This is a genomic window from Nocardia sp. NPDC004860 (assembly GCF_040609015.1).
Classification (GTDB): Bacteria; Actinomycetota; Actinomycetes; order Mycobacteriales; family Mycobacteriaceae; genus Nocardia.
This window is the reverse complement of sequence record NZ_JBEXJI010000018.1, coordinates 134,885-154,135: the sequence shown is the minus strand read 5'-3', so window position 1 is coordinate 154,135 and position 19,251 is coordinate 134,885. Positions and strand designations below refer to the sequence as shown.

19 protein-coding genes are annotated in these 19,251 nt (G+C 66.0%); 9 read left to right on the top strand and 10 right to left on the bottom strand.

The genetic code is table 11. The features are described 5' to 3' along the window. The first annotated feature begins 124 nt into the window (after positions 1–124). Genes ABZV44_RS28685 through ABZV44_RS28675 form a run of 3 tightly spaced genes read left to right on the top strand, consistent with a single transcriptional unit; the run spans position 125 to position 2,791 of the window. A complete protein-coding gene (locus ABZV44_RS28685) occupies positions 125–469 on the top strand; it encodes a non-heme iron oxygenase ferredoxin subunit (RefSeq protein WP_354842683.1) in 345 nt (114 codons plus the stop codon). 26 nt (positions 470–495) lie between these two features. Continuing rightward, positions 496–1,680 (top strand): FAD-dependent oxidoreductase, encoded by a 1,185-nt coding sequence (locus ABZV44_RS28680; RefSeq protein WP_354842680.1) that lies wholly within the window; start codon positions 496–498, stop codon positions 1,678–1,680. A gap of 46 nt (positions 1,681–1,726) precedes the next feature. Then, positions 1,727–2,791, top strand: a complete 1,065-nt coding sequence (locus tag ABZV44_RS28675) for an extradiol ring-cleavage dioxygenase (RefSeq protein ID WP_354842677.1) — start codon at positions 1,727–1,729, stop codon at positions 2,789–2,791. Between the two features lie 136 nt (positions 2,792–2,927). On the opposite strand, the gene ABZV44_RS28670 is transcribed toward ABZV44_RS28675, so the two are convergent. The 3 genes from ABZV44_RS28670 to ABZV44_RS28660 are packed head-to-tail and all read right to left on the bottom strand — an operon-like array spanning position 2,928 to position 4,604. Beyond that, on the bottom strand, positions 2,928–3,773 hold the full coding sequence (locus ABZV44_RS28670; protein WP_354842675.1) for a helix-turn-helix transcriptional regulator: 846 nt from the start codon (positions 3,771–3,773) through the stop codon (positions 2,928–2,930). Further along, positions 3,770–4,294 (bottom strand): DUF6879 family protein, encoded by a 525-nt coding sequence (locus ABZV44_RS28665; protein ID WP_354842673.1) that lies wholly within the window; start codon positions 4,292–4,294, stop codon positions 3,770–3,772. The genes ABZV44_RS28670 and ABZV44_RS28665 overlap by 4 nt, the downstream gene beginning before the upstream one ends. Further along, the gene (locus tag ABZV44_RS28660) at positions 4,266–4,604 is read right to left on the bottom strand and encodes a hypothetical protein (protein ID WP_354842671.1); all 339 of its coding nucleotides are present in this window, start codon (positions 4,602–4,604) and stop codon (positions 4,266–4,268) included. Before ABZV44_RS28660 ends, ABZV44_RS28665 begins: the two co-directional genes overlap by 29 nt. A 228-nt stretch (positions 4,605–4,832) precedes the next feature. On the opposite strand from ABZV44_RS28660, the gene ABZV44_RS28655 reads away from it, so the two are divergent. After that, entirely contained in the window at positions 4,833–5,303 is a 471-nt protein-coding gene (locus ABZV44_RS28655; RefSeq protein WP_354842668.1) for a hypothetical protein, read from the top strand. Positions 5,304–5,498: 195 nt separating this feature from the next. Next, positions 5,499–6,068, top strand: coding sequence for a hypothetical protein (locus tag ABZV44_RS28650; protein WP_354842665.1), 570 nt, complete (start codon positions 5,499–5,501; stop codon positions 6,066–6,068). Positions 6,069–6,261: 193 nt separating this feature from the next. On the opposite strand, the gene ABZV44_RS28645 is transcribed toward ABZV44_RS28650, so the two are convergent. Together ABZV44_RS28645 and ABZV44_RS28640 are read right to left on the bottom strand one after the other, a co-directional pair. Further along, positions 6,262–6,690, bottom strand: a complete 429-nt coding sequence (locus tag ABZV44_RS28645) for a nuclear transport factor 2 family protein (protein WP_354842662.1) — start codon at positions 6,688–6,690, stop codon at positions 6,262–6,264. A gap of 282 nt (positions 6,691–6,972) precedes the next feature. Next, positions 6,973–7,782, bottom strand: a complete 810-nt coding sequence (locus tag ABZV44_RS28640; RefSeq protein ID WP_354842659.1) for an IclR family transcriptional regulator — start codon at positions 7,780–7,782, stop codon at positions 6,973–6,975. Positions 7,783–7,965: 183 nt separating this feature from the next. On the opposite strand from ABZV44_RS28640, the gene ABZV44_RS28635 reads away from it, so the two are divergent. The 3 genes from ABZV44_RS28635 to ABZV44_RS28625 are packed head-to-tail and all read left to right on the top strand — an operon-like array spanning position 7,966 to position 11,130. Beyond that, on the top strand, positions 7,966–9,048 hold the full coding sequence (locus ABZV44_RS28635) for an amidohydrolase family protein (RefSeq protein WP_354842656.1): 1,083 nt from the start codon (positions 7,966–7,968) through the stop codon (positions 9,046–9,048). Continuing rightward, entirely contained in the window at positions 9,045–10,232 is a 1,188-nt protein-coding gene (locus ABZV44_RS28630) for an FAD-dependent monooxygenase (protein ID WP_354842654.1), read from the top strand. The genes ABZV44_RS28635 and ABZV44_RS28630 overlap by 4 nt, the downstream gene beginning before the upstream one ends. Before the next feature lie 58 nt (positions 10,233–10,290). Further along, positions 10,291–11,130, top strand: a complete 840-nt coding sequence (locus ABZV44_RS28625; protein WP_354842651.1) for an alpha/beta hydrolase — start codon at positions 10,291–10,293, stop codon at positions 11,128–11,130. A gap of 27 nt (positions 11,131–11,157) precedes the next feature. Here the strand turns inward: ABZV44_RS28625 and ABZV44_RS28620 are convergent, their stop codons facing one another. The 5 genes from ABZV44_RS28620 to ABZV44_RS28600 form a co-directional block, all read right to left on the bottom strand. Continuing rightward, positions 11,158–12,411 carry a helix-turn-helix domain-containing protein gene (locus ABZV44_RS28620; protein ID WP_354842648.1) on the bottom strand — a complete coding sequence of 418 codons (1,254 nt, stop codon included), beginning with the start codon at positions 12,409–12,411 and terminating at the stop codon, positions 11,158–11,160. Positions 12,412–12,476: 65 nt separating this feature from the next. Further along, positions 12,477–15,956, bottom strand: a complete 3,480-nt coding sequence (locus ABZV44_RS28615; RefSeq protein ID WP_354842645.1) for a protein kinase — start codon at positions 15,954–15,956, stop codon at positions 12,477–12,479. 164 nt (positions 15,957–16,120) lie between these two features. Then, positions 16,121–17,350: a DUF445 family protein gene (locus tag ABZV44_RS28610; protein WP_354842642.1), complete on the bottom strand. Its 1,230-nt coding sequence runs from the start codon at positions 17,348–17,350 to the stop codon at positions 16,121–16,123. Beyond that, on the bottom strand, positions 17,347–17,559 hold the full coding sequence (locus tag ABZV44_RS28605; RefSeq protein WP_354842639.1) for a hypothetical protein: 213 nt from the start codon (positions 17,557–17,559) through the stop codon (positions 17,347–17,349). Before ABZV44_RS28605 ends, ABZV44_RS28610 begins: the two co-directional genes overlap by 4 nt. Before the next feature lie 206 nt (positions 17,560–17,765). Next, positions 17,766–18,209, bottom strand: a complete 444-nt coding sequence (locus ABZV44_RS28600) for a MarR family winged helix-turn-helix transcriptional regulator (RefSeq protein WP_354842636.1) — start codon at positions 18,207–18,209, stop codon at positions 17,766–17,768. A gap of 117 nt (positions 18,210–18,326) precedes the next feature. On the opposite strand from ABZV44_RS28600, the gene ABZV44_RS28595 reads away from it, so the two are divergent. Further along, positions 18,327–19,244 carry an LLM class flavin-dependent oxidoreductase gene (locus ABZV44_RS28595; RefSeq protein WP_354842633.1) on the top strand — a complete coding sequence of 306 codons (918 nt, stop codon included), beginning with the start codon at positions 18,327–18,329 and terminating at the stop codon, positions 19,242–19,244. Positions 19,245–19,251: the final 7 nt, after the last annotated feature.

The following is a 19,251-nucleotide window of genomic DNA, read 5'->3' as shown; positions in this document are numbered from 1 at the left end:
GTCCGTCGGAACCACCGCATCGGCCGACGGGTTCCGGCGAGTGAAACCGGCTCTGTGTCAGCCCTTCCCCACGTCCCACACTGCGGTCAAGGGATTCGACCGAATCCCGTCGACCGAGCGAGAAATGTCTGAGAGGCGCTTGATGGAAGGCATCGGGACGAAGCACCGGCGGTTCGCCTGCACCGTGGACGAGTTGGACAAGGGCACGTCCATGACCGTGCCCGGCGACATTCCGATCGCCCTTTTCCGCACGGACGAAGGCGATTTCTACGCCACCGCCGACATCTGCACCCATGAGGAGTGGTCACTCGGTCAGGACAGCGACCTCGAGGGAAACGAGGTGATCTGCCCGCTGCACATGGCACGCTTCGACATTCGCACGGGCCGTCCGCTGTGCTTCCCCGCGACCGTCGCCCTCGCGACATTCGGCGTGGAGATCATCGACGGAAACGTCTACGTCCTCGGCTGAGGCGCGACGAAAAAATGGGAAACACAGTGGGACTGTTGGTAGTCGGCGCCTCGGTCGCCGGAGTGAGAACCGTACAGGCGTTGCGTGCGCGCGGATATCGGGACGCCGTGACGATCATCGGCGAGGAATGTCAGCTGCCATACGACAAGCCCCCGCTCTCCAAGGAAATGCTCGACACCCGCGCGGGGGCTGCACCGGTCCGGTTGCTGACACAGGAGGAGATCGATGCGCTCGAGGTCGATCTGCGGACCGGTGTCCGCGCTGTCGGACTCGACGTCCAGCGGAAAGTGGTTGTCACCGACGACGGTTCGGAAATCGGCTACGACAACGTGGTCATCGCCACCGGTGTCAGCGCGCGAACCCTGCCCGGCGCCGAATCGCTGGACAACGTCTATACGTTGCGCACGGCTGACGATGCGGCCGCGCTCCGCCGCGAGCTGATACGCGGCAGGCGTGGCGTGATCATCGGCGCGGGTTTCATCGGCGCCGAGGTTGCCTCCGCTGCCCGGGCCCACGGTGTCGAGGTGACCCTGGTCGAGACGCAGCAGGCGCCACACGCCCAGCAACTCGGCGTCGATGTGGGGCAGGCATTGGGCCGCCTGCACGCGCTGCACGGATCAGGTCTCCGGACCGGCGTACGGTTCGACGGCTTCGTCGGTGCCGAACGCGTGACGGCAGTGCGACTTTCGGATGGAACACAGTTGCCGGCCGACTTCGTCGTGGTGGGTATCGGCGCGCGACCCGCCACCGACTGGCTCGCGAGGTCCGGTCTGCCGCTCGCGGATGGCATCAGCTGTGACGAGTCCTTGGGCGTGCTCGGCTTTCCCGGTGTGTACGCCGTCGGCGACGTGGCCCGCTGGCAGCATCCGTTCTACGGCGAGCCCCTGCGCGTCGAGCACTGGACCAACGCGAACGACCACGCCGCCGTCGTCGCGGCGGCGCTGCTCGGCGAGCCGCTCCCGCGCGCGACCCTGCCCTACGTCTGGTCCGACCAGTACGGCAGGCGAATCCAGATCATCGGCAGGCCGGCGCTCGGGACGGCGATCATCCGAGGCGGCGTGGAGACCGATGACCTGGTCGCCGTGTACGCCGACGAGAACGGCGTGCTGGTCGGGGCGCTGGTCGTCGACAACCCGCGCCTGCTGATGAAGTTCCGCAGGGCCATCGCCCGCGGACAGCTCGCGGCGGAGTCCGTCGGGGCCCCGTCCTGACATCGCAAAACAGGCCCGATATCGAAGAGCAATCGAGGTGAAAGTTGTGGCTGAAGTACTCGGTGTGGGTCTGACCCACTATCCGCTGCTGGCCGGCGCGGACACGCATATGGCGAGTCTGCTCGTGAGCACGCTCAAAGATCCCGACATCCCGCAGGCGATGAAGGATCCGGCCGGATGGCGTGAACTCGCCCGCGAGGAGTGGGGTGACGACAAAGGTTTGAATGCTGCGGCCGCGCACCGGAACCGGCTGCTCGAGAATTTGCGCCGGTGTCGCACGGCGATCGACGAATTCCGTCCGGACGTGCTGATGGTATGGGGCGACGACCAGTACGAGAACTTTCGAGAGGAGGTGATCCCTTCCTTCTGCGTGCTGGCCTATCCGGACACGGTGGTCGAGCCGTTCGGGGTGCTCGACATGTTGAAGGTGCCCAATGTATGGGGCCTGCCGTCGGATACATCGTTCGTCATGCGCGGCGCTCCGGAGTTCGCCAAGTCCGTGGTGAGCGGGGTTCTGGACTCCGGAGTGGACGTCGCGTACTCCTATCAGCCGCGTACGGGCATCCACTTCCCGCATGCGTTCGGCAACACCCAGCTCTTCCTCGATTACGAGCATGTCGGACGCGAATTCCCCTACCCGATAGTGCCGATGGCGGTGAACTGCTACGGCGAGCACGTCATCGCCCGCAAGGGCGGCATCGCGCGCTTCGCGGACATCAACGCGGGCGAAGACCTCGATCCGCCGGGTCCGTCACCGCTGCGCTGCTTCGAATTCGGGCGTGCCGTAGGAAGATTCGCGCGAGACAGCGGTGAACGCGTCGCGTTGGTGGCCTCGTCGAGCTGGTCGCATGCGTTCCTGCACGACAAAGGCTGGCACCTGCGGCCCGACACCGAGTCGGATCAGGAGCTGTACGACGCGATGGTGGCCGCCGACTACGACCTGTGGAATGCACGCACGAGCAAGCAGATCATCGATTCGGGCCAGCATGAGATGCTGAACTGGTACTGCCTGCTCGGGGCCATGTCCGAACTCGATATGCGGCTGGATTGGTCGGACTTCGTCGTCACGGAGATCTTCAACTCGAACAAGACGTTCGCCGTCTTCCGTTGAGCCCCGACGGCTTCGGCCCATGAGTCGGCTGGCATGGCGGAGTCGGCTCGTGGGTCTTGAGGTTGACGTTGCGTGCATGTTTAACGTCGAGGTGCCGGATCGGCCGGCCGAGTTTGGACGATGAGGTCGACAACCGCTACTGACCGTCGGCGCTGCGGCGTTCGGCCGCAGCCAGAATGAGTGCGCGGGCGGCGCTGCCGGTAACCGAGAGCTCGGCGAGCATGTCGAATGTCCGTCCATACACAGCGATCTCGCGCGGCTGGGTGATCGTCAGCTCGGCCGTTATGGTCTCTACGGTGGTCATGCGGTCGTCGAACATGACGAAATTGGTTGTCTGCTGTGGAATCTCAGCGATGGCCGGGACGACTCCGATAGTGACCCGAGGAAGTCCGATTGCGACGAGCAGGCGGTCGAGCTGCCCGGTCATCACGCAGTTGTCGCCGATGGTGGTCAGCAGGGCTTGCTCGGCCAGCACGATATGAAACCGCCGGTCGCCGCGATAGAGGAACTGCTGACGTTCCATGCGTTTCGCGACGCCGGCGTCTATGTCGTCGGTCAATCCGTGCCGGGCGACGGACCGTTCCAGGATCGCGCGCGCATAGTCGGGTGTCTGCAAAATGCCTGGTATCAGCACGTTCTGATAGATGCGGGTGAGTTTGGTTCGTTCGGCGAGCCGGACCAGTACGTCTTGACTGCGCCCGGTGCCGCCGCTGAGCAGGCGCCGCATTTCCATGTATGCGGTGTCGATGTTGTGCAGCGTGGCGAGCAGATCGTCGAGGTGGGCCTCGGCGTGGGCGTGCGTGCAGTAGGCGCGCACGTCGGCGTCCGAGACGCGCAGCTTGCCATATTCGAGCTTGGAAACTTTGGACTCGTGCCAGCCTGCCAGTGCGGCGAGCTGACGCCCGGAAAGCTGTGCCCTGCGCCTGATTTCACGCAAGCGCTGGCCGAGGGCTTCCCGAGCGTCCTGGGCGGCGTTCGTCACCTGGGGACGGTGCCGACGTATTCGGCGTACGGCGTCGCGATGGACCAGAGCCGGTCTCGCACCCTGCGGCAGTACTCGGCGATTCGCGGGTCGCTGGTTACCGCCATTCCCGCGGGCCAGCCGTCGTCGTCGACGAGGTTGTACGCGACGAGCTCGCCGTCGAACAGCCACCAGTCATCCGGCGGGACGTCTCCGGCGAGGTGCCGCGGGACATACCGGATGTCTTCGCCAGCGGCGACGTTGCTGCCGGTGATCGACAGCAACCAGCGCTGATAGTCCGAGTGCGGGGCACTCACGACCCGCACCCTTCGAACTGCGACCCCGCGGGCGGTCGTCTCCCGCATGAACTGCGCCCACGGGCGCCGGTCATAGTCGGTGGTGTCGGGCTCGCCCGCGAGAAACCGCCTCAGCCCTTCGGATTCCGATGCGACTGCATACGAGTCGCGCACCTCGAGGTGGAACGCCTCGCGTTGCGCCTCGCGGAACAGATCATCACCGGCGGGTCCGGGGACTATCAGCACCGTAGAACGTCCTCTCTCGCTTCGGTACCTCGACCGCGGTCTCGTCGGTCGCCAAGGTGAGTTGGCCGATCGTCTCGGCGTCGGTGATCGGACGGCCCGACACCGCGAACGTGCCGCGCCCAGTGTCGGTCATGGTCGCACCGATGAACGTATCCGGGTCCGCGAAACCTGGCAGTAGATGCGGGATTTCGACGGTGTCAGGCTGGTCGGTCTTCCAGCCCTGGACGAGGAAACTGTCCCGGTCGGTGGCGTACAGGGACGGGCAGTCTCGATCTCCGGATCCGCCCTTGCCAAGGAATGTCAGCCGCATGATTCGGCTCCCTCAGTTGTGGAATGCGCGGTATTCCCACGCATTTCCATCATCCGCCCGCGTGCAAGAACTTGGTTGGTGTTTGGGTATTTCTTCCAAGTTCTTGCACACTCCTCGCTGCTGACCGCGCTCGATTCCTACCGTCCAGGTGGGCACTCGGGGCCGGTGCTCGTCGTCCCGGCCTCGAGTCGCCCCAAACGACGACGAGACGACGACAAGGGGCGGACCGTGACCGACGCGCCGGAACCAGACGACAACCCGGACCAGCTAGCTGAAGCGCTCGAAATGGCAAGGAGCCTCGCGCAACCGGACAAGGCCGTGATCTACATCTTCCGTCCGCTGCTGACTACGAAGGCGGATCTGGACTGGGCGGAGTTCTACGCCCGGCAGAGAGCCCACGCGTTGGGCCTGCGCGTTGCTCAGGTGCTCACGGTGGACAACTCGAATCAGGATCGAATGGGGATGCTGTACCGGCTTCTGCGCCAGATCGATTGCGCGGTCGTGATCACTCCCAGCATGGCGCACGTAGGCGGAAACCCGCGGCGCGTAACGGCTTTCGCGGACCTCCAGACCGTAAACCCGGCCGAGTGCCACCACTGGCGAACCAAGGTATTCGCCACCGACTTGGCCGAGGCGCTGGCGCTCGAGCCCGTAGGCCACTCCGATGCCCGGGAGCCGAGAGAGGGGGTGAAGCGATAGACGACTGAGAGCACTTCGCACGAAGGCCCGGCCCCCGATTGCAACCGTGCCCAGGGCCTTCCGGAGCCCCCAGCCATAGGAGAAGGCTGGGGGCTCTCGCTTGTGCGCTGACAATGCGTGCCCGAATAGTCCGTATTCGTAGCCCGCGAGCGGTCGTTAGCTGTACTCTCGCGGCACATTCACCGAGGGGACGATATGAGAGCCACTGTCGCACTTCCGTTCACGTTTTCTGCCCTGCTGCTCGCCGGTTGCGGGACTGCCGACGATGAGCCCCACGCCGCGCCCAGCTCGCCGCCTGCCAGCACGACGACGGCCGCGGCCGCCACTGCGCCGCCAGTCACGACGGCCGCGTCGTCGTCTGCTGCGGCGGGCGCGGATCCGGCCGCCTGCTATCCCGCGGCGCCCGCGAATGATCCTGAGCTTCAGGCGTTCACTGACGGTCTCCAGTTGCCTGCCGGCGTCAAGGTGGTGACCGGGCGCGTGAGCACTCAGCACGACAAGCCGGGGCTTGTCGGCGTCGCGATCGACCTGTGTGTCCCGACATCCAAGAACGCCGACGCGCTGCGGCCGATCGCAACCGATATCGCGAAGGCGCTCAAAGGGACCGACCTCGGCGGCCGGACGTTCGCGCTGTACGTCGCGGACCTGGATCCAGCTTTCAAGACGGAAGCGAAGATCAAGGATCCCGATTTTCAGCTCCACCTGTGGAACGGCAAGCCATCGGTGAAATCCGAGCTGGAACGCTGGCAGGTTGTTACGGGCTGAAACCCCGAAAAACACGCCTCGGCAACCATTGCCGGGGCGCGTTTGGTTCGTTGGTGAGTCGTCCTAGGCTGCGGCTGCCTGCACGCAGGTCCCGGTGTCGGTTCTGGCCGCGGAATCCGCTGCGGTTTCGTTGGCGGTTTCGGCCGCGGTTCGGTGGCTCTGTCGAGGGCCCCTGCGGCTCATCGGCCCGCTACTACCTCACAGATTCGGGATCGACATGGATCGGCAGAGCGCCTGTCCGCCACACGATCCGCAGCCTCAACTCCACCAACCGCCACCCCGCATCGGTTCGGACCGCACGTCCTTCGAACACACCGCCTGCCAGGAAATGCGATTCGAGCGCGGCAGGATCGTTGGCACCAGCACCCCACAGGTGCATCGCGGTCAGGTTCGCGCGCAGACGAGCCGCATCACCCTCGATATCGACCAGATAGTCCGAGGTGACATGGTGGGTTGCGCGGAACATGCTCACCGCTTTGGCCTGCTGATCGGCGATCACGTCACGACCGACACGGACTATCCCGGTCGGACTGACCCACCGAGCATCCTCGGCGAACACAGCATCGACAAGTGCGCGGTCCACGCGCTGCTCGTCGACGGCGCTGTAGTAGCGGCTGACCAAACTGCTGATCTAGCACGATCATCGGCCTCGGGTACGGGGGAAGAAGTCATGCCAGCACTGTCGGCGCCCCACCTTGCACAGGGCTTGCACCGTACATGCGCTGCTACGCAAGCAGACTGGAACCGATTCGCTGACCGACGACTCTTCCGAACCGAAGTGTTGTCGTACTCCTCTGGCGCGCTCGCCGAGCTCGCCCATGGCCTGTACGCGGCGTTCCGGGAGGTGGCCGACGCGCGCAAGCGACTCTTCTCGTCACCGGCGCTCACGAGCCACTTCGAGGGGTCACAACTCCCGCGGGAACCAGCTCTCCCGGCCCCGGGCCAGCCCAGCATCGACCTCGCGGCCGATCTGCGCGGCGGTGGTGCGCAGCGCGCCTGCCAGATTGGGCGGCACCGAGAGCGCCGCCGGGAATCCCACCGAGATCGCGCCCACTGCAAAACCGTTCATGCAGATCGGCGCGGCGATGCAGGCGAGTCCCGGTTGGGCTTCCTCGGACTCGCGTGCGACGCCTTCCGCGCGGATCTGCCGCAGTTGCTCGATGAGAACCTCGACGTCGGCGATCGAGTTCGGTGTCATCATCGGCAAGGGGCGGGGCAGGAAGTCAGCGAGGTCGTCGAAGTTCTCGTGCGCGAGCAGGGCCTTGCCCAGCGCGGTGCAGTGCGCGGGCAGCCGAGCGCCGATGGCGGTGATCGATGACGGGGAGTCGCTGAGGGCCAGCTTCTCGAGATAGACCACGTCGTATTGCCGCAACACGGCCATGTGCACGGTCAGCCCGCTCCAGCGGTGCAGCGTGGTCAGGTGCGGCATGGCCAGGTCCCGCATGTATCCGGCCGGGGTGGACGAGCCGAGTTGCAGCATGGCCAGGCCGATCTTGTAGCCGGCGCGGTGGTGCTCGACCGCGCCCAGATCGACCAGCCGGGCCAGCAGGCGATGCACCGTGGATTTGGGCAGCCCGGAGGCGCGGGACAGTTCGCTGAGGGTCATCACGCGCGTATGGGGGTTGAACGCGCGCAGCAGATCGAACGCCTTCGACAGGATCGACGGCGGTTCGCCCTCGGCGGATTCACGATTTTGGGCATCGGCGAACGGCATTGTGCACCTCTTGCCTCGGATGAGGCGACTCGACTCACGGTACTACGCACATCGTGGCCTCCCTCACCCGGATCCGGGTCGGCGGTTCCGGCGGCTGGAACCGGGCATACTCGCCGAGTCTGTGTGCGGCTAGCTTCCGAAGTGCCAGGACAGCCCCTACTTCCAATCGGATTCGGACACGACGTGGACCTGACAACCGAGCGCACATCCTCGACAGCGGCAGTCGACACCCATGCCCACTTTTTCGGCCTCGACGTGTCCGATGCCCTCGCGGGCATCGAGGACTCGCGCTGGCCGACGCTCCGAGTGGACAGCCCGGACGGTGGCTCGATCATGCTGGGGGACAAGTCTTTCCGGACCGTCCGCTCAGCGTTGTGGGATGTAGACGCCCGTATCGCCGAACTGGACGTCGCTGGCGTCGCGGTGCAGCTCATCTCCCCGGTGCCGGTGATGCTGGCCTACTGGGCCGAGGAGGCGTTCGGTGTCGCCTGCGCCAGGGCCACCAACGACTCGATCGCGGCTGCCGTTGCCGGCTCGCGCGGCAGGCTGGCCGGGCTGGGCACCGTTCCGCTGCCCCATGTGGGCGCGGCCATCGAGGAGTTGCGGCGCGTGGTGGTCGATCTCGGCCTGGTGGGCGTCGAGATCGGCACCCAGATCGCGGGTGAAGATCTGGACGCACCCCGGCTGGCTCCCTTCTTCGAGGCCGCGGAGTCTCTCGGCGCGGTTCTGTTCGTGCATCCCACCGACGGCGGGGGAGGGGTGATCCGCCGGGCCGGGCAGCCCTACGACTTCGGGCTCGGCATGATCACCGACACGGCGATCGCCGCCACGGCCCTGGTCTTCGGTGGTGTGCTCGCGCGTTTCCCCGCTCTGCGGGTCGCGTTGGCGCACGGTTGCGGCTCATTCGCATGGGCCTATCCCAGGCTCAGCCTCGGCGCGCGGATCTGGCACGACGCGGATCAGGACCGGCTCGACGAACTGTTGCGCTCGCTCTGGGTCGACTCCCTGGTTTTCGACCCCGAGCACCTGCGGCTACTGGTCAGCCGCTTCGGTCCAGGACACGTCATGCTCGGCACGGATTACCCCTTCATCCCCGGCCAGCTCGAGGGTGCCCGGGATTTCCTCGCGGCCGCGCGGGCGGCCGGGGCGTTGAGTGCGGATACCGCGCGAGACATCCTCGCGGCCAACGGTTTCGCGTTCATCGGCAAGCCGGTCGACGTCGGAGCCGTTGCCGCGGAACGGTACACGCCGAGGAGCATCCGATGAGCGAGGCCGATGTCGTCGTGGTGGGAGCGGATCCCACCGGATTGGTGACCGCGCTGGGGTTGGCGCGCGCCGGGTTCCGGGTGCTCGTGGCCGACACCGGACGCGATGGCATAGCATCCGCCTACTGCGCGCACGATTGGTCGGTGCTACCCGGGCTCGATCGGCTCGGAGTCTTGGACGACGCGCTGCGGGCCGGGTTCGCATCGACCAGGTGGTGCCTGCGCGTGCTGCGCAGCGGGGAGCGGATCGACCTCGATCTGCGGGTGCTGGACGGGATCACGCCCTTTCCCCTCACCCTGCATCTCGAGCAAGCGGCCCTCTGCCGGATCTTGGAGCAGCACTTGGCGATCGAGAGCACGGCGCGGATCGAGCGCGATGTGCGCCTGGTCGGTCTCGCACAAGATGATGCGGGCGTCGATGTGATCCTGGACGGTGGGGGCGCACCCGGTCGGATACGTGCGGACTGGGTGGTCGGAGCCGACGGCATTCACAGCGCGGTACGTCGCCACATCGGCCTCGGGTTTCCCGGATACACCTGGCCCGAGCGCAGTGTGGTGGCGCTGATCGACGGTGATCTTGCCGAGCTGGGCTACGCGGGCACCACATTCCAGGTCGATGACCGGTACGGCGCCGTCGTGCAGCGTGTGGACGACCGACGGTGGCGCTACACCTTCGCCGAGCCGCTGACACTGCCGGTGGATCGGGTGGCCGAGCGGATACCCGAAGCTCTGCGGGCCGTGGGCGACGAGGCCGAATACGCTGTCCTGGAATGGCATTCGGCACGTATGCACCAGCGGAGCGCGGAGCGGTACCGGGTGGGCCGCGTCCTGCTGGCGGGTGAGGCGGCCCATGTCACCAATCGTATGGTCGGCCACAGCCCGATCAGCGCCTTCTTCGACGCGTTCCGCCTCACCGAGGCGCTGAGCGCGGTTCTGGGCGGGCACGCCGACGACACCGTGCTCGACGTGTACGCCGCGGACCGGCGCCGGATCTTCCACGACCACGCCGCACCGCTGAGTGCGAGCCGCAAACACCTCATCTCCCAGATCAGCGACCATGACCGGCTGGAGACGGAGCTCGAGTACTACCGGAGGGCGAGCGCGGATCCCGGCGCACTACGGGATCTGTTGCTGTTCAACAGAGAACTCGAAGGCCGTTCGCCGCTCGATTCCGCCGGTCGCTGACCGCAGCCGACATCCCCGAGACAGACGACATTCCAGAGACAAAGGAACAAGGAATTTCATGACTGCGACCGCGAGCCTGGAAACCGGCGGGTACCTCGATGCCGGAGGGATCTCGACGCACTATCACGATGCGGGGCAAGGGAATCCGGTGCTGATGCTGCACGGGTCCGGCCCGGGAGTGTCGGCGTGGGCGAACTGGCGTCACGCCATCCCGGCGCTGGCCCGCTCAGCACGGGTCGTCGCGCTGGATCTGGTCGGTTTCGGCCACACCGAGCGTCCGGCCGACGTGCACTATTCACTCCGGACCTGGACCGACCACGCGTGGCGTTTCCTGGACGCTCTCGGCCTCGAGAAGGTCTCCGTGGTCGGCAATTCTCTCGGGGGCCGGATCGCGATGCAGATGGCCGAGGATGATCAGGCACGCCTCGACCGCCTGGTGCTGATGGGCTCGCCCGGCGTCGGAATGACGCCGACCGAGGGGCTCGACGCGCTGCGCGGTTATGAGCCCTCGCTGGAGGCGATGGGAAACCTGCTGCGGAATTACTTCGCGGTCGACAAGTCGATGATCACCGACGATCTCGTCCGGATCCGGTACGAGGCTAGCGCCGCGCCGGGAGCGCACGAGGCGTATCGCACCATGTTCTTCCACCCTGATCACGCTGGCGGTCGTCTCGGTATCACCGAGGATCAGGTCAGGGCTATCACGGTGCCCACCTTGCTGATTCACGGCCGGGAAGACCGAGTGGTCCCGGTGGACGTCTCCTGGAACATGCTGCATCTGCTGCCGGAGGCGGATCTGCACGTCTTCTCCCGTTGCGGACATTGGACGCAGATCGAGCGTGCGGACGAGTTCAACCGCGTGGTCGCCGACTTCCTCGGGCTCACCGGCAACGCCTGAGAAGGCTGCGTCGATCCGGCCGCCCTGTCAGCGGTCGGTCGGTCGTTCCTCGGTCAGCAGACTGTCGCCGAAGGCATGCAGCGCTCGCAATGCGAGCTCGATGTGCACGCGTCGCTCGTCGATCAGGTGACCGAGGACTTCCTCGGCATGGCGCACGCGATAGCGCACGGTATTGGGGTGAACGCCGAGTTCTTCTCCGGCCCGGGCAGCATTGCAACCATCGGCGAGGTACACGCGTACCGTTTCACGCAACCGCGCGGCCGAATCACCTCGAACTGCCAAGGGCCCCAGCTCACGTGCGATGAGTGCGCGCATCGCGTCGATACTGCCGTCCCCCGTGGTGAGGCAGACCAGTTCCACGTCCGAGTATCTGGTCAGCGAGCCGCCGCGGACGCCGGTTGCCGAGACTCGCTGCGCGGCCACGGCCTCGCGATGGCTACGCACGAATCCGGCTACCCCGTGGATGGAGGTGCCCACCGAGACGCGCACTCCCGCACGCGGTTCCGGCAACCCGTCCGCATCCCCGGGCGGCCGGGGCGTCGCCACCCATGCCCACAGCCCGCGGGCCGCACTGGGAAACGTCAATGGCCGAGAGCTACCCAGTGCGGCGGCGAAGTCGGCGGCCTGCCGTTCGAGTAAGCGGATCGCATCGGGTTCAGCGGCGTTCTGGTCGGCCTCCAGCACGAAGGCGGTCTGGAATTGCCGCAACGGGTGTCCCAAGGTGAGCGACAGATCGTCGACATCGACCGATTCGCCGCGTAATACGGCGTGGATGGCCGCGGTCCGCCGGCCGATCGCGCCGCGCTGCAATTGTTCGCGCTCGTGACTGTAGGCGGCGATACCGGCTTCGAGCATCGCGTCCATCCACTCGGTGGCGTACTCCCACAGGGCGACCAGTGCGGCCGGTCGCTCGGACGCGTCGTTGATCGTTTCGTCGACCGTCCGTGTCACATACTGCCAGAACACCTTCTGGCCGATCCGAAACCCTTTGACCGGTATTCCGATATCGAGGTTGCGGCGCGCGATGGTGCGAGCCAGGTCTGTCGTCTCGGGGGGAACCCTGACTTCGAAGGGGGTGCGGTCGAGGGCCACCAGGAACTCCCGGAATTGGGCGCGGATGCTCGCCTCGTTGGCGCGGCTCAATTCCACGTCCCTGGGCAGCTCCGGCAGTTCCGTCCGCACCCGGTCCTTGACGTGGGTGACAATGTGATCGATATCCTCGCGCAACTGCTGCTTCGCCGCGAACTCGGCGATCCAGTCGTGATCGATGTGCTGCGGCACGTCCGCTCCCCTCGTACCGGTCGGGCAAGCTTATCTCCATGCGCAAACTATTAGACCATTTGGCATTATCGGAGACCCGGCGCTCGAGTAGCGGGCAGCGGCGCGCTGTTACCGGCGTTCAGGACGATCGTGAGGAAGCGTGCCGGAATCTCCGGCCGGCCTGTCTCCCAGCGCCCTTCGCTCAGATCCGTGTCGAGGGCTCGAAGCAACGCGGTGATCTGGGGACTGTCATCACACAGCGGTCGGATAAGGCCGATGTCGGCGCAGCTCACCAGGACCGGGATGAGTGCGTTCTCGGCTTCGGTGGTGCGGCCCGCCGCCGCGAGGCACGCAGCGTGCAGCAATTGGGCCGACAGCGCGGTTCTCGGGCGGCGATCGGCATCGATGGAATCCCGCAGGGCCGCGGCGCGCGCGCATGCGGTGGCCGTTGCGGTGGGCGTTCCGGACAGCAGAAGTGACCGGATGGCGGCGTCCTCGTGGAGTTCAGCGGTCAGCCTCGCGATGCCGTCGCCCGCGGTGGGTGGTTCCGTGTGGTTGGTGGCGGTGGTGGTGAGTCCGAGCCGGACCCGCTCGTCGGCGATGCGTGCGGCCAGCCGCGGCAGCATCAGGGTGCGGGCGATCTGGGCGCCCTGATCGAGTCGTCGTGTCGCGGCCTCGAGATCTCCGCGCAGGGCCTTGATCCGGCTGCCGGTCGCATAGATCGCCATCAGGAATTCGACCGGGCCGCCTTGGATTCCGAGTTCGAAGGCAGCGTCGAGCAATTGTTCGGCGGTGTCGAGTTGGTCGCGGTCGTAGAGGAGATCGCCGAGCATCGCACCGGCTAGCCGCGCTTCGTAGGACTGAGCACCGGAGTCGGCCCTGGCGATCTCGAGTGCGCGGCGAAAGCTGCGTTCGGCCGCGTTGATGTCGAGCTGTTCCCGGGCGGCGACGCCGGCCAGGCAATGGCTGTACATCAGGCTGAATGTCCCGCTGATCTGCCGATGATAGGGCGCGGCCCAGTCGAGCCATTCTCGTGCGCGATCGTATTCGAAGCGGCAGTTCGACAGATATGCGGCGAGGTTCGCCGCCGCGCACAGGACCCACGGGGTGAGAGTGGCGGTTCTGGATAGGCAATCGGCGACCAGGGTGTCGACGCGTTCGTCGATGTGATCGGCGAAAGCGGCCTCCACGCAATCGATAAGGTCTGCCTCGAACAGGAGATCGGGATCGGCCTCGCCGGATTCGAGTGCGCCCCGGGCGAGTCGTAGCGCCGCGTGTAAGTCGTCGGGTTGGCGCAGCAGCGCATGGGCCCAGGCCAGTGCGAGCTGGAGGCGGGGACGACCGGAGGTTTGTGCCGGTGGGAGTTTCGCGGCCAGCCCGCACAGGGTTGCGAACTGAGCGTGCTGGACCAGGCCCGCGGCGCGGGCGTCGATGAGGTCTACCGCCTGCTCGGTATCGCCGCAGGCTGACCAGTGATCGATTGCCTCGCTGAGCATTTCGTGGTCGCCGAACCACGTTGCGGCCGCCCGGTGTAATTCGGCCACGGGTCCGGGACCGCGACGCTCCAGTCGTTGCCGCAGGAATTGCGCGAACAGGTGATGATAGCGGAACCATTCGCCGTCCTCGTCGACGCGGCGCAGGAACAGGTTTCGCCGCTCGATATCCTCGAGCAGCTCATGCCCGCACGGACGGCCCGTCAGTGCCGTCACCAGGCTGCCGCAGATCCGCTCGGGCAGTGAGGTTTCGAGGAGTACATCGAGTAATTCGGGACTCACCGCGTCGAGCACGTTCTCGGCCAGGTACTCCGCGATGGAGTGATGACGTCCCGTCAGCTGCCCGATCAATGCCGTCGGATCGGAGTGCCCGGCCAATGACAAGCTGGCCAGCTGCAGCGCGGCAGCCCAGCCCTCGGTGCAGTCCCGAAGCTTGGTCACCGCGGCGGCGTCCAGGCCGAGCCCGCCCAGCTCGACGAGGAAGGCCTTCGCCTCTGTGACATCGAAACGCAGTGCGGTGGAATCTATTTCGATGAGTTCGCGGCGGACCCGCATGGTCGCCAGCGGAAGTCCCTCCAATGACCGGCTGGTGACGATGATCTGCAGGTGGTGGCAGCCGTTCTCGAGCAGGAAACGCAGCGCGCCGACGGCCTTGGCGTCGGTGACCCGATGCCAGTCCTCGATCACGACCGCGACGCGCGTCCGGCGACTGTGGATGTCGTTGATCAGTGTCGTGAGCGCGGAGCGCATGGCCTGTTCGCCCTGCTCCTCGAGAACGCTGACCAGCCCGGGGGCCAGCTCCGGACAGGCTCGGTGGACGGCCTCGACCAGGTGAGTGAGGAACCAGACGGGATTGTTGTCGTCGTGATCGGCATTCAACCAGGCCACCGCCACGTGCTGGTCCTCGTCGAGGTAGCGGGCCCACTGCACGGCCAGCGTGCTCTTTCCGAACCCAGCGGGAGCATGAATGACGATGAGTCGCGGCCTGACATCGGTGCGCAACAGCTCGAGCAGCCGGTCCCGCTGGACCTGAGCCCGGGCCGAGGTGGTCGGCCGGTACTTGGTGTCGGGGGTGGGCGGGGTCGGCGTTCGCCGCAGTGATCGGGCTCGGCCGGTCCGGATTTCTTCCGCAAGGCCACCGTCGTGCTGGTCCACGAGATCACCGTCGGCGGGCAGCATCATGGTCTCGACCAGCATCCCGTGCGCGCCCTGGATGGTGCGGAGCAGCTCACCGAATTCGGCGGCCGATTTCGGACGATCCGAGGGGTTGTGCGACATGCTGGCCTCGATGGCGGCGCACACGTCGTCCGGGATGCCGTCGGGGCGCAGATCGGGCGTGGATTCGCCGGCGATCCGGAGGAATTGGGCGACCAGCTGCTCGCCGGAGCGGCGTTCGTAGGCAGCATGGCCGGTGATCATGCAGAACAGCGTCGCCCCGAGCCCGTAGACATCGGAGGCCGCGGTGGGAACTCCGCGACGCAGCACCTCGGGCGCGGTGAAGGCCGGTGACCCGGTCACCACCCCGGTGGTCGTTTCGAATCCGCCGTCGATGCGGGCGATCCCGAAGTCGGTGAGCTGGGGCTCCCCGTAATCGGTGAGCAACACATTGTCGGGCTTGATATCGCGGTGCAGGATTCCGGCCCGATGCGCGGTCTCGAGGGCGCCGGCCAGTTTGACGGTGATCCGCAGCGCCTCCTCGAGCGGGAGCCGGCCGTCGCGGCGAATCCTCGCGTGCAGCGAACCATGGGAGTGGTAGGGCATCACCAGATACGGCTGCCCATGGCTGGTGGTGCCTGCTTCGAGCACCGGCACGATATTGGGATGGCCGGAGAGCGCGCCCATCGCGTGCTGCTCGCGAAGGAATCGCTCCACGTTCTCCGGATCCAGCTCCGGCCGTGCGGTCAGTACCTTCACCGCGACGTCGCGGCTCAGAGCCGGCTGCCGGCACCGGTAGACGATGCCGAAACCGCCCTGGCCCACGATGCGGGGGGTATCGAAACCCGCGTCCTCCAGTTCCTTGTCTATGTCTGGAGGCCGATCACGCTGTGTCGCCAATGGGTGGGGGTCGGCCATGGTCTTGCTTCATGTCGGGGTGGGATCGTGCGTGTTCAGTTTATGCCCGGCGATCGCCGGAATCGGCCGGATGCGCCACCCGCGCTGCCGAAGCTCCTGTCCACGTCGCCCAGGATGGTCACGGTCTGAATATACAAAAGGACGGACCAAATAGCAAGGGATGGTCAGTGCAGCAGGACTGCCACCTGGAGCTCGCCGACCAGGAAGCCGAGCACCGCGCCCACCAGGACGATCTTCCATTCGTCCTGTTTGAAGGCGGGGCGAAGCAGGTTCTCGTACTCCTCGTTGGTCATCAGCTTCATCTTCTCGATGATCAGGCCGGTGACATCGAGAGCTTCCATGGTGTACCGCTCGATCTGCTCGGTGCTCTCGGGCAGCCGTTCCCGCACAGTGTTCACCAAATCGTGCTTCATGGCATTGAGGCTGCTGCCGAAAGCGAATTCGACGATCGGCTTGGCCGGCCCCAGCTGCTGATCCATCGCACGCTGGATCTCGTGGTCGATGAGCGAGAACAATCTGTCGGACTGCGGACCGGTCATCATGGCGTGAATGATGTTGGCCGGGGTGAGGATCTCGGCGGCGACGAGTTCGCCGTAGTCGAGCGCGACCTCGTCCCGGCGTTTGTGAAACAGTCCGTGCCAAGTAAATACGCCGAGATAGCGCTTCGGGTAGATGGGCCGGAAGATCATCTGCAAGGCCAGCCAGTCGGTGAAGTACCCGACGAACGCACCGAACAGCGGCATGATCAGCGTGGAGTGCGTCAGTGCCCAGACGATCGCCTGGACCAGTCCGAGGACGAATCCGAAGACCAGACCGGAGCGGACCATGAAGCGCAGCTCCGGCGTCGCGAGGTCCCGCATCAGGCGCACCGTCAGCGCCTTGTCACGCATGAGCGCGTCGATGGCCATGGTGCGCAGGTCGAACACGAGATCGACGTTTTCCTTGAGGTCGTCCATCATCTGCGCGATCAACTGCGGCGCGTCACCCTGCATGCGCCGAATGAGAAAGTGCCGCACCTGATCCGGCAACAACTCCCACAGCCCGGGCTGATGCCGCATCATCAGCTCGTGCACGATGCCTTCGACCGTCTCGAGCATCGGCTCCTGCACATGCGCGGCCAGCTCGGCGGGATCGATCCGATCGATGATCTCCTGCGGATCGAGCAACCGCGACAGCATCAGGTCCACCGCCATGGTCGCCATCCGCGCGGAATACCGCGGGATCAGGCCCTGCCAGCCCAGATACGGTGGGATGCCCTTGAATTCCAATGGCCGGTACAGCATTTCGACGGCGACCAGTTTGGTGAACCATCCGATCGCCGACGCGAAGAACGGCATCGCCGCGTACAGATACCAATGCCGCCGCAGATCATCGGCGATTCCCACCCAGTTCATCTGTTTCCTGCCTCCCCTGTTCGCTCCTCCGGCCTCGGATGCGCACCGAGCTGGTCGAGCTCGGTGCGGTAGAAGCCGGCCTCATGGGCGTACTCGCGCAGGTGCTGCAGGTATTCGGCGATGACGGCGCCGACCACGAGAAGGGCTGCACTCGGCACCAGGGCGATGGACAGGATGCGGCCTCTGATACCGAACTTGGCCCTCAACACCGCCCCACCATAGACAGGCGCTTCTACACCTGTCGAGCATATGGTCCAAGCGACAAACGGTCTGGCCGATTCTGTTCTCGCGAACAAGTGAGCAAGCAAAACCTGCCGTCAACGGGTCGGTCGTGACTACACACGGGCGGGCACGGCGGTACTGAAATGAGTTTATTATCGGACCAATGGCGGGTCATTGCGGATAGCCGACGTGATCACGGGGCGGCGTACTTGTGCAGCAGGCGAGCGAACTCGAGTCGCTCGTCGGCGGGCCAATCCCGGGTGACGTGCTCGAACGCCTGGCGATAGTGGCGGCGGAGCCGATCGCGTAACGCAATGCCGGCCTCGGTCAGGTGCAGCGAATAGCGTCGCCGGTCGTGATCGGCGGGCACTCTGAGAACGAGGTCTCGGTAGATGCACTCGGTGACCAGTCGCCGGGCGATGGACGGAGTGACCAGCAGTTGCTCGGCGACGTCATTGATCGTCGCCGTTCCGGCCGCACGATCGACGATATCGACGACCAGGTCCCGGACGAGATCTCGCCGCGTCACGGTGGTCGAGGTCGGAGTGTGAACGGTTCGGTGCCGCAACTGGTACAACGCGATACCGACGTTTTCCAGCAAAGCCACCTCGTCCTCGCCGGGCTCGTCCGATCTCATTGCGGCAGCGTATCAAGGTCCAGACGCAAAGGGTATATGGTATGTCCAATACCGATTGATCGCACATCGAGGAGTTGGCGTGAGTACTCGGCTACCTGGACGAGAAAGGCACGGGGCATGATCCGGCTGGGGTTGTCCGTGCACGACACGATTCTGGATCCGAGCCCCCTCCGGCGCCGCCGGATCCTGGAGCGGATCGCCGCGGCGGGGATCGGCCATGTCGCGGTCGGCGATCACATCAGCTTTCATGATGGCACCGGGTTCGATGGACTGATCTCGGCCACGACGGTGCTCGCGACGCATGACGAGCTCGCCGTGCACCTGGGCGTCTACCTGCTCGGCTTGCGGCATCCGATGCTCGCCGCGCGGCAGCTCTCGACCCTGGCCGAAATCGCCCCCGCCAGACTGGTATTGGGGGTGGGGGTAGGCGGCGAGGACCGCTCGGAGATCAGCAATTCCGGTGTCGACCCGGCTACCCGCGGGCGGCGACTCGACGAGACCCTGGCGCTGGTGCGGGCACTGCTGGACGGCGAGGAAGTCACCCATAGGGGCGAGTTCTTCGAACTGGACCACGCTCGAATCCTGCCCGCGCCCGTGCCCTCCATTCCGATCATCGTGGGTGGCAAGGGCGACGCCGCGATCTGGCGGGCAGCCCGCTACGGCGAGGGCTGGCTGGGAGTGTTCTGCTCGGCGCGCAGGTTCGGTGCCACCCGGGAGCAGATCATGGAAGCCGCGGATTCCCTTGGGCGCAAACCTGACTGGTTCGGGATCAATGTGTGGTGCGGCCTGGACTCGGACTCCGCCAAGGCCGACGACCTCCTCGGTCGCAAAATGGCCGCGCTGTATCACCTGCCGCGGGAGCGGTTCCGCAATGTCGCGCCCGCGGGTACGCCGGAGCAGGTGGCCGATTGGCTTCGGCCGTTCGTCGCCGCGGGCGCCGGGACCCTCACGCTCAACGTCGCGGCCGAGTCCGTCGAAGCCGGCATCGACCATGCGGCCGCGGTGCGGGAGCTGTTGTGCCCGGCCGATTCCTGATCGGTGC